Source organism: Streptosporangium sp. NPDC049644 (genome assembly GCF_040675205.1).
In the GTDB taxonomy this organism is placed as follows: domain Bacteria; phylum Actinomycetota; class Actinomycetes; order Streptosporangiales; family Streptosporangiaceae; genus Streptosporangium; species Streptosporangium fukuiense.
On sequence record NZ_JBFAOJ010000168.1, the window covers coordinates 1 to 9,813 of the forward strand.

The 9,813-nt window shown below is 70.3% G+C and carries 9 protein-coding genes and 1 pseudogene; 5 read left to right on the forward strand and 5 right to left on the reverse strand.

Annotation, left to right across the window (positions count from 1 at the left end; genetic code table 11):
* Positions 1-97: 97 nt before the first annotated feature.
* Positions 98-280 (forward strand): annotated as a pseudogene (locus AB0J58_RS42755) (YnfA family protein); the annotation flags it as partial.
* A 54-nt stretch (positions 281-334) separates the two neighbouring features.
* Here AB0J58_RS42755 and AB0J58_RS42760 read toward each other — a convergent pair.
* The 3 genes from AB0J58_RS42760 to AB0J58_RS42770 all read right to left on the reverse strand — a co-directional run bounded on the left by AB0J58_RS42760 (position 335) and on the right by AB0J58_RS42770 (position 3,796).
* Entirely contained in the window at positions 335-724 is a 390-nt protein-coding gene (locus AB0J58_RS42760) for a hypothetical protein (protein WP_364227152.1), read from the reverse strand.
* 1,532 nt (positions 725-2,256) lie between these two features.
* Positions 2,257-2,775, reverse strand: a complete 519-nt coding sequence (locus AB0J58_RS42765) for a cysteine dioxygenase family protein (RefSeq protein ID WP_364227155.1) — start codon at positions 2,773-2,775, stop codon at positions 2,257-2,259.
* Between the two features lie 97 nt (positions 2,776-2,872).
* Entirely contained in the window at positions 2,873-3,796 is a 924-nt protein-coding gene (locus AB0J58_RS42770) for an amidohydrolase (protein WP_364227158.1), read from the reverse strand.
* 236 nt (positions 3,797-4,032) lie between these two features.
* Here AB0J58_RS42770 and AB0J58_RS42775 point away from each other — a divergent pair, with 236 nt between their 5' ends.
* Positions 4,033-4,986, forward strand: coding sequence for a LacI family DNA-binding transcriptional regulator (locus tag AB0J58_RS42775; RefSeq protein WP_364227160.1), 954 nt, complete (start codon positions 4,033-4,035; stop codon positions 4,984-4,986).
* 11 nt (positions 4,987-4,997) lie between these two features.
* Here the strand turns inward: AB0J58_RS42775 and AB0J58_RS42780 are convergent, their stop codons facing one another.
* A complete protein-coding gene (locus tag AB0J58_RS42780) occupies positions 4,998-6,425 on the reverse strand; it encodes an aromatic amino acid ammonia-lyase (RefSeq protein WP_364227162.1) in 1,428 nt (475 codons plus the stop codon).
* Positions 6,426-6,429: 4 nt separating this feature from the next.
* Positions 6,430-6,810, reverse strand: coding sequence for a phage holin family protein (locus AB0J58_RS42785; protein WP_343962950.1), 381 nt, complete (start codon positions 6,808-6,810; stop codon positions 6,430-6,432).
* Between the two features lie 746 nt (positions 6,811-7,556).
* Here AB0J58_RS42785 and AB0J58_RS42790 point away from each other — a divergent pair.
* Genes AB0J58_RS42790 through AB0J58_RS42800 form a run of 3 tightly spaced genes read left to right on the forward strand, consistent with a single transcriptional unit; the run spans position 7,557 to position 9,363 of the window.
* Positions 7,557-8,561 carry an NADP-dependent oxidoreductase gene (locus AB0J58_RS42790; protein WP_364227165.1) on the forward strand — a complete coding sequence of 335 codons (1,005 nt, stop codon included), beginning with the start codon at positions 7,557-7,559 and terminating at the stop codon, positions 8,559-8,561.
* Between the two features lie 22 nt (positions 8,562-8,583).
* On the forward strand, positions 8,584-8,907 hold the full coding sequence (locus AB0J58_RS42795; protein WP_364227168.1) for a hypothetical protein: 324 nt from the start codon (positions 8,584-8,586) through the stop codon (positions 8,905-8,907).
* Positions 8,908-8,967: 60 nt separating this feature from the next.
* On the forward strand, positions 8,968-9,363 hold the full coding sequence (locus AB0J58_RS42800; RefSeq protein ID WP_364227171.1) for an OsmC family protein: 396 nt from the start codon (positions 8,968-8,970) through the stop codon (positions 9,361-9,363).
* Positions 9,364-9,813 lie beyond the last annotated feature (450 nt).

Genomic DNA, 9,813 nt, shown 5'->3' on the forward strand with positions numbered 1-9,813 from the left:
ACAAACGATGCTAAAGTGACTATTGAGGCGATTACCTCTTAATAGTCACCGGATTACGGGTGGCCTTCTCAAACACCACCTCTCTGGGCGTGACCTCGCCACCCTGCAACTGGACGCGAAGTTCGGCCGGATCCTGGCCGCCTACGGCGGAGTGTTCGTCGCCGGATCCCTGGCCTGGGGCATCGTGGTGGACGGCTTCCGGCCCGACCGGTGGGACGTGATCGGAGCGCTGGTCTGCCTGGCTGGGGTCCTGGTCATCATGTACGCGCCTCGCACCTGACCTCGGGCTTGGCCTGCCGCTACCGAGGCAGACGGGCGGTCGTCATCGAGCCGGTCATCTGGGGAGTTTGGCGGTGCGTTCGGGATGGGCGGTGGTGACGTAGTGGAGGGCGGTCTTCTCGGTGAGACCGAACAGCCGCATCAGCTTGAGGGGGGCGGCGCTTTCGGACGCCTCGTTGAAGATGCGGTCTCGGCGCAGGCCCTCCAGGGTCAGCCCTCGGGGAACGGCTCTGCGGAGGAGGCTGATGCTGACGGCCGGGTGGTCGGGGTCGACCACGCTCTTCTGACTGACCAGCAGGTGAGGATTGAGCGAGGCGGGCCATCGTTGGTGGCGGTAGGTCAACCAGTCGGCGGCGAGGTGGTGGGTGAGGGCTTCCAGGTAGAGGGTGTGCCGCAGGAGGCCGCGAGGTACTTCGAGGGTCCCGCGAGAGAAGTCGAGGTTCACGGTGCAGGAAGGCGATCTCGTGTCCGGGCAAGGCATGGATAGCGGCCAGCGCGATGACCAGGCGCCCAAACGGAGTCTTGGCTTCCTCCAGCAGCCCAGCCAGGAGATCGGAAGGGACGGATCTGGGGACGCCCTTGAGGTCGCCCACCGGTAGGTCCCGGGCAGGGGCGCGGAAGATCACCTGCTCGCGCTTCAGCGCCTGGAACAAACTGCGCAAAGCGATGGCGAGTCCTCTGCAGGCAGAGCCGACCAGGCCATTCAGGGCCATCTCGGCATCGGCTGAGGTGATCTCTCTGAGCGTGGTCACGCCGGTGATGGTCCACGCGATAAGGGCGGGCTGGAGGGTGAAGAGGTAGCGGCGGATGCCATCGTACCCGCGGGGCTCGGCTTCGCGGCGTCCTTGGCCGCGCAGGACCGTCACCCAGGTGGCCATTTCGCTCGCGAGGGGATCCGGCAGGGCGGCGAGCGTGGTCTCGATCCACACCTGGTTCGCGTCTTGGTGTAGGTCGGGATCCTCCACGAGCAGGCCATGGTCACGGAGGAACTTGCAGACGGGCGCAGCCGCGAGGTTCGCATCCAGCTCGGCCAGGTCGTACACATCGCGTTCGAAGAAGGTCATCTCGGCGCCGAGCCAGTACACGAGATAGGTGAGGGGTCGGATGTTCTCCGTGTAGTCGGGCCGGCTCTCTCGCCGGTAGCGGGAGAACTCCTCCACCAGGTGTTGGGCGGCTCCCGTCAGCGGAAGTTCCTTGAAAGGCAGGTCCCTCAGCCGGACCAGCAGCGGCGTCCAGTCGCGCCGGATCGCGAACAGCGACTCTTGCCCCCAGCAGAGGTGCAGCGCGAGCCGCTCCTTGCCGTGGATCGGGGCTGGTTCATCGCCCACCGTGAACGCCGGCATCGGCCCGCCCTTGCCGATCGGCAGGTCGATCACCAACTGCGTGGCCCGTCTTGTGGCGGGCCGGGCTTCGTCGAGCAGACGGTACGGGTGGCAGCCACGGCAGCGGCTGGCCCGTACCGCGAGGCTGTCCCGACCGCAACGGCGGCACTGACCTGGTGGATTCCTCTCGCGCCAATGTCGGCACGGGTTGCAGCGGGACCCCCGCCAGCCAGCGGCGATTCAAGCCAGGCAGTCCTGGCACTGGCGCGGGGCGAGGGCGGAGGCGCCAAAACGGCGGCGTAGGGCGTGCGGGAGGTCCGGCCGATCTTGGAGAGCCACAGCGGCTCGGGGGCCGCATCAGTGGGAGGGGCCGTGGTCTTCTCGGCCATCCTGCTGGGTGGCGCTGCCTTCGCAGGTGCCGTGACACTTCTACTTGCGATCTTTTACGCACTCAAGCTGCTGTGAAAAACGCCTGAGCCCCTGTGGGCCGACCGGGCACCGGCCGGAATCTGACATGCTCTGCAGTGCTCCCCACGGGTCCGCGTGAAATGAGGCGCTCTGCTTCCGGTGCCGAACTTGATCAAAACTTTTTTGATCAAGTTCGGCACCGTCCTGGGCCGTCTCCCCGCCGAATCTCCGCCCGGGCCGTCCGTGCTCAGGCGACCTCGACCAGCTGCCCGGCGTCGTCCAGCGGGCGCAGCTCGTCGGCGTAGCTGACCGAGACGCGGCGCATCACGCCGCTGTCGCTGATCGAGTACTGGCCGAGGCGCCAGAGCGGCGGCGAGTAGGCGTGGATCGAGACGCTGCCGTGCACCGCGCCGTTCAGCCGGTGGATGTGGTCGGGGCCGAAGGAGAAGGACTCTCCCTCGGAGATCACGGTCTCCAGATGCTCGCCGCCGATCCGGGGGTTGCACTCCAGCAGCGTCCCGGCCACCACCCGGACCGCGCCGGAGGAGGTGTCGTGGTCGTGCCAGCCGGTGTCGTCCTCGGGCCGCCAGCACAGCAGCCAGACGTCGACGTGGGAGTCACGGTAGAGGGAGGCGTAGTGGCGGCCCCCCTGCTCGGGGAACTCGACCTGGTCCTCCCACCGCGAGGGGTCGGCGGCCAGCTCGTTGACCAGGTCGAGCAGCTCGCGCCGGTCGAGGACGCGGGCGGGCAGGGTCTCGTAGCTCATGAGGACTCACCGCCGCCGCTGTGCACTCGGGTGGCGCTCTCAGCGCTCGGGGCCGTCGTCGCCGGGAGCGCACAGCTCTCGCGGCCCTGGGACTGGTTCACTGACGCGACTCCTTCCGGTTCAACAGACGGTTGGGATTGGTGACCGCGATGGCGTGCCAGGCGGCGTCGCCGAGCCCGGGGTCCGGGGCGGTGGCATAGGGCTGGTCGGAACCGCTGACCACGACGTCGACACCGAGCTCGCGGATGATCGCGTCGATGGCGCGCGGACCGTAGGAGGAGGTCTCCAGGAAGACGCCGGGGTCGACCTGCCCCCGGCCCTCCCCGCCGCGGTTGGCCAGGCGCTCGGAGTGCAGCGGGGCCAGCCCGGCGAGCAGCGAGAAGCAGACCCGCAGGCGGGGGTGGCGGGCCCGGCCGAAGGCGGCGAAGGCGTACCAGGCGGCGTGCATCTGCTGCACGTACGGCACGACGGCGGGCCACCAGCCGGGCACCCCGGCTCCCTCGGGTTCCTCGGCCTCCGGGGCGGGGCCGGGGTGCACGAAGAGCGGCAGGTCGCGCTCGGTGAGCGCGTCGAGCAGTGGGGCGACCCCGGCCAGGCCGGCGGCGTCGCGCACGGCGGTCGCGGGCAGCTGGAGCCCGGCGAACCCTCGCCCCGCATGCCGGGTGTCGAGGCTTTCGGCGAGTCTGCCCGGATCGATCTCGCTGAGGCAGGTCGCCGCCCAGGCGCCGAACGGCGCGGGCAGGGCCAGGGCGTCCTCGTGGTAGGCGTCGATGATCGGCCAGGCCTCCTCGGGCGGCAGCGACTCGATGCCGAGCGGGCTGGACAGCGACACCAGGGCCAGGGCGAGGTCCGAGTTCAGCGCGAGGCGCGCGGCGAGGTCGTGGTCCGCGGGGTCGACCCGGTAGGGGGGCTCGCCGTCCGTGTGGAGGGTCCAGCCGTCGAGGCGGGGGGCGGCCGTGCGGCGCCTGAGCGCGTCGACGAACGCGGGCGTCCACAGATGCTGGTGAACGTCGACGGTCACGACCGGCCTCCTCCCAGGCTATCGAGGTATTCCCTACCTAGAATATAGGTAACCGCTCCCACCATGCCACATCCAACAGTGACACGGTTCAGTGAACCGTTTCAGTGAACCGTTTCACCCCCTGTTGTGTCAATACCTCCGGAAAGATGTGATCCGCTCCGGAGCGCGCTCCCGGAGGCCCTGAGGAATAGGCTGGTCCGATGCCTCAGCCTCGGAAACGAGCGACCATACGTGAGGTGGCGAAGGCCACCGGCCTGTCACCCGCCGCCGTCTCGTACGCGCTGCGCGGCATGCAGGTCTCGGAGGAGACCATCGAGCGGGTACGCCGGGCCGCGGCCGAGCTCGGCTACGAGGCCGATCCCATCGCCCGTGCGCTGGCCAGCGGCAGAACCGGCATGATCGGCCTGCTCTGCGGCTCGCTGGAGGATCTCTGGCAGCAGGCGCTGGCCGTCGGCATCGGCCGCGCGCTCAAGGACAACGACCGCTACGCCCTGATCCTGGACGCCGCGGGTGACCCCGCCAGGGAGTACACGCTCGCCAGGCAGCTCCGCGACCAGCGGGTGGACGCGCTGATCGTGCAGCCGGTCGACCCCGCGGCACCGCTCTGGGCCGAGCTGTGCGAGGGGCTGCCGGTGGTGTCGATCGGTGACGCGCTGGCCGGGGCGCGCGCCGCGGGCGAGGTCGTCTTCGACAACAGGGCCGGGGTGACCCTGGCCCTGGAACACCTGCGCGAGCGGGGGCACCGGCGCCTGGCCGTCCTCACCTCGACCAGGGCCAGCACCCCCGACAGGCCCGCCGACGTGCACGTCATGGCCGAGGCCGGCCGGCTGGATCTGGACATCGAGCTGGTCACCGCCCCGCATTCGCCGGCCTCCGCCACCAGGGTCGCCGGCGAGATGCTCGACGCCGGGCACCGGGCGTTCTTCTGCTTCGCCGACTCGATCGCCTACGGGGTCTACGCGGCCTCGGCCGAGCGGGGGCTGGTCATCCCGTCGGAGGTGTCGGTGATGGGCTACGACGACCACCCCATGTCGGGACTGCTCACCCCCGGCCTGACCACCGTCGACTGGGACATCGACGGCATCGTCCGCGCCGCCGTCCGGATGGTGGTGGCCGCCGCCGACGGCAACCCGCGCCGCCGCCGCATCGTCCAGGCCCCCCAGCTCCGCGAGCGTGGCTCGGTCGGCTGACCGGCGGGCGGTCAGCGAGGGGCGAGGCCGGGCAGTAGCCCGCGTGCCACGTCGAGGTCGGCGTCCAGCGGGCGGTCGGCCGGCGCGGGATCGAGGGGCAGGTCGCAGGGGACGCCGCGCAGGCGCAGGGTCCGTACGGAGGCCACCAGCTCGCAGGCCAGGACGATCTCCAGCGGCTCGATGGCGGCGAGCGCGGAGCGGGCCGCCTGCGGGGTGAAGCTCGCGTGGTCCTCGGTCCCCAGGGAGAGCACGGCGCCGCCCAGGGTGACGGGGGCGGCCAGATGGCGCAGCTCGGCCAGCGCGGAGTGCGCGACGTATTCGAGGATCATCACCCCGGAGCCGCCGGAGTGCTCGGCGAGGAAGGGGAGCAGCCCCGTATGGGCCGGGTCGTTCAGGGTGGCGAGCCTGGCGGCGCTCATCGTCGCGGTCTGCACGAGCGCGGCCCGCAGGGCGTCGAGGGCGAGCGCGACCCGTGCCGAGTGGAAGTTGCCGTTGTGCCACGCCCGGCCATCGGCGATCAACGGGTTCTCCGGAGCCGCGTTCATCTCCTCGGCGACGGTCCGCTCCGCGTGGCGAAGAGCGTCGAGTGCGGCCCCGTGTACCTGCGGGAAGGCGCGGTAGCCGTACGGGTCCTGCACGCGGCGCGGGCTGGTGACGCCGACCAGGTCGCGCAGCCCGGCCGCGACCGAGGTCTGTTCGGGGCCGCGCTGCACGACGGGGGAGAGCGGTTCCAGCGAGGCCTCGACGGCGAGGAAGGAGCGGGCCGCGACCGCGGTGGCGGCGGACAGCAGGACTCCCAGGCGGTGACAGGCCAGCGCGGCGTCCGCCAGGGTCGCCGCGCCCGAGCTGATGAACGGCAGCGCGTCACCGGCGGCGAGCGCGAACCGGGGTACGGGCTCACCGGCCCGCGTTCCGGGAGCGGGGCTTTCGGCCAGTGCGTCTTCGGGCTGTGCGTTCTTCTCGGTTCGTACGCCCTCGGCGGGAGGTCTCCAGGCGAGTTCGCCCACCAGGCAGAGCGCGGTGGTGGCCAGGGCGGTGAGGTCGCCGGTGCCGATGGCGCCGTAGGTGCGGATCGGCGGGGTCAGGCCCCGGTTGACGGCGGCGGCGAGCACCGGCAGGAGTGCGGGGTCGACCCCCGAGCCGCCGGCGAGTAGCTGGTTGAGCCGGACGACGAGGGTGGCGCGGGCACGGAACTCCTCGATCCGCGGTCCCGCGCCGCCCGCGTGGCTGCGGAGCAGGTCGAGACCGGCGGCCTCGGTCTCCACGTCCTTGTTGGCGCCCACCCCGGTGGTCCGGCCGTACACCGGCCCTTCGAGCAGGGTGGCCGTCCGCCACGCCGCCCGCGCGCGGGTCGTGGAGCCCAGCGCGACCCCGGAGCCGTGAGCCGCCCGATCGACCTGCTCGCAGGTCAGGTGGGCGCCGTCAAGGAGGACGACCATCGACTCAGTCGCCGACGATCGCGTCGAGGATCAGGTCGAGGATCCAGCTGACCAGGCCGATGACGATCGCGCCCCAGAACGCGGGCCAGAAGCCCTCCACGTGGAAGGGCAGGCTGAGCTCCTTGGCGATCCAGCTGGTCAGCATGAGCAGTCCGGCGTTGACGACCAGGGCGAACAGGCCCAGCGTGAGGATGTAGAAGGCGCAGCCGAGCGTCTTGATGATGGGCTTGAGGACGGCGTTGACGATCCCGAACACCAGGGCGACGGCGAGCAGCGTGCCGATCTCCTTGACGGGGGTCTGCGCGGACACTGTGATGCCGTCCACGAGCCGGGTCGCCGCCCACAGGGCGGCGGCCACCACCAGTATTTTGATGATTATCTTCACGTTTGGGCATCCTCGCATGGATGGTCGGGCGGGCGGCAGATCTGCAGCCCGAAGCGGATATATACGGACACTAGACACTTTGCTGGTCGGCTGAGCGCCTGCTGATCCGATCGATACCGAGCGCCACGGGCACGGTGATCATGGTGGCCGGGGAGGCGGACCGAGTTCCGGCTTCCGGGCAAAGTTTCGCATCCATGACCGGATGCGGTCACGAAAGTGGCGAGATCTTGTCAGGTGCGTCGCCGTCTCGCAAGGAGGACCGCTACCGGATGAGAAAGTCCCAGATGAGAAGTGTGAATCGCCGAGGGGGCCTCATCATGTCGGACGACCGACCATCCAGCGGCCGATCAGGAGATCAGTCCACCGGAGGCGGGACGGAACCCGGAACCCGGCCCGTCCCCAAGCCGGGCCCAAGGCCGGGTCCCGCCCCCAAACCCGGCCCCGGCTCGGCTCCCAAACCCGGCCCCGGCCCCGGTTCGGCTCCCAAACCCGGACCTGTCCCCGGTCCCGGCCCCAAACCCGGTCCCGGCCCCGCTCCCAAGCCTGGTCCTGGCCTCAAGCCTGGCCCTGAGTCCGGCCCAGGCCCGGCTCCCAAGCCTGGCCCCGGTTCGGCTCCCAGGCCCGGACCTGTCCCCGGTCCCGGCCCCAGGCCCGGTCCCACCCCCGCCTCCGGTCCCGGCACCGGCACCGGCGCCGGGAGGACCGCCGCCGCGAACGAGACGCCGGCGCGTGCCGCCGGACGTACGGTGTCGCGGGAGATCCGGCTGGCGTCACGGCCCTCGGGCTGGCCGGTCCCGGAGAACTTCGAGCTGGCCGAGGTCGAGGCTCCCCCTCCGGGGGAGGGGGAGATAGGGGTCCGCAACCTCTTCATGAGCGTCGACCCGTACATGCGGGGACGTATGAACGACGCCGAGTCCTACACCCCGCCCTTCCGGATCGGCGCCCCCCTCGACGGCGGGGCCGTCGGCGAGGTCGTCGTGTCGCGCTCGCCGGACCTCACCCCCGGGGACATCGTCACCCACGGGTACGGCTGGCGCGAGTACGCCGTGCTCGACGCGGGGCAGGCCCGCAAGGTCGAGGAGATCCCGGGCGTCCCGCTCTCCGCCTACCTCGGGGCGCTGGGCATGACCGGCCTCACCGCGTACGTGGGCCTGCTCGACATCGCGCACTTCAAGAAGGGCGAGGCGGTGTTCGTGTCCGGCGCGGCCGGGTCCGTGGGCAGCCTGGTCGGGCAGATCGCCCGGCTGAAGGGCGCCTCGCGGGTGGTGGGCAGCGCCGGGTCGCCGGAGAAGGTCGCGTACCTGATCCATGATCTCGGCTTCGACGCCGCCTTCGACTACCGCGACGGCCGGATCCGCGAGCAACTCGCCGAGGCTGCCCCCGACGGGATCGACGTCTACTTCGACAACGTCGGCGGTGACCAGCTGCAGGCGGCCATCGACGAGCTGAGGATGTACGGCAGGGTCGCGATGTGCGGCGCGATCTCGGTCTACAACGCCACCGAGCCGGTACCGGGCCCGAACAACCTCTTCCTGGCCGTGGGAAAGCGGCTCACCCTGCGTGGATTCATCGTCTCCGACCACCAGGCGCGGCTGCCCGACATGATCGCCGAGCTGGGCGCCTGGCTCCGCGAGGGCAGGCTCGTCTCGACGGAGACCGTCGTCGACGGTCTGGAGAACACCCCTCGGGCGTTCATCGACATGCTCCGCGGCGCCAACACCGGAAAAATGCTGGTCAGGCTGGCGCGCTGACTGCGCGTACCGTCGATCGCGCATGATGGTCGCAATCTCGGGGCAGAAGGGGCGTGAGGGGGTGGGTCTGTTGGAAACGGATGAGCTTGAGTCGCTGTCGGCCCAGGAACTGCATGATCGCGCGGTCCACTACGCCGTGCATCACGGAGATCTCGGCTTTCTGTGGGAGTTGCTCTCCTTGATCCCGGCGGCGGAGGCGTCATCGGGACGCGAGGACGAGACGACCAACGACCTCAGCCGGATCTCGGCCCTGCTCAGTGACGCCATGGTCTCGGGCCACGGGGAGCTGGGTGAGGCGCTGCGCCCGTTCTACATCGAATACCTGTCCAAACATCCCGATGCCTGAGGCGGGTGTCCTCCCTCGGTAGGGTGATCCGCAGATCGAGGAAGGCCGGGGAGGAGCGCCATGGCGCAGGTGAGAGTGGAACGGACCGAGGACGGGTTCGTGGCGCGCAACGACCGCGGAGCCGAGGTCGCCATGGGCAGCGGTGACGAGCAGGGCACTTTCACCCCGGTCGAACTGCTGCTCGCGGCGCTCGGCGGCTGCAACATCGTCACCGTGGAGCCGCTGACGGCCCAGCGCGGCCACCGCATGGTCCGCCTGGCGATGACCGTTCAGGCGGAGAAGATCGAGGCGAGCAGGCTGGGGCCGATCACCATCAGCTACGACGTGGAGCTGCCCGAGGGCGACGAGAAGGCCGCCGAGGTGCTCCGCGCGGTGGCCCACCGCGTCGAGGAGAGGTACTGCACGGTGAGCCGGGCGCTGCGGGAGAAGACCGAGGTCGGCCTCGAACTCCCCTGACCCTGACCCGGACCGGCCGGCTCCCGGTCCGAGCTCGAACCGGGGAGATCGGTCCCCGGTCCAAGTCCGAAACAGGCCGATCTACCGGAGGAAAGCCGGATTTTCGGGTATCCGGCGGGGATTGACGGAGGCTTCGGTGATACCGGGTCAAGGTTGGGTGTAGGCGCAAAATCAACCTTTGGATGACGCGCCCGTTACATTTAGCCAGGTAGTGTTATGGCAGGTCAAGGGGTCTGCGAAGCCCGGGGGGAGCGTTGCAGAGACTTTTCACCGGATAAAGAACGCGAGGGGGATCGCGTTCCTGAGCGGAGCCGCCGGAGTCTTGGGGGAGACGATGGCAAAGCCCGCGAGGAGATCGGGGCCGGACAGTCCCCCAACTGCCCGGCCACCCGCGCCCACCGGAGACCAAGCCGGAAGATCGCGCCATGTGGGATGCGATGCACCGCGCGT

What these genes read in the sequence shown, in the direction of transcription:
- AB0J58_RS42780 (WP_364227162.1), bottom strand. Translation starts at nt 6,425, where the DNA reads ATGGTCGTCCTCCTTGACGGCGCCCACCTGACCTGCGAGCAGGTCGAT.
- AB0J58_RS42765 (WP_364227155.1), bottom strand. Translation starts at nt 2,775, where the DNA reads ATGAGCTACGAGACCCTGCCCGCCCGCGTCCTCGACCGGCGCGAGCTG.
- AB0J58_RS42795 (WP_364227168.1), top strand. Translation starts at nt 8,584, where the DNA reads ATGATGGTCGCAATCTCGGGGCAGAAGGGGCGTGAGGGGGTGGGTCTG.
- AB0J58_RS42800 (WP_364227171.1), top strand. Translation starts at nt 8,968, where the DNA reads ATGGCGCAGGTGAGAGTGGAACGGACCGAGGACGGGTTCGTGGCGCGC.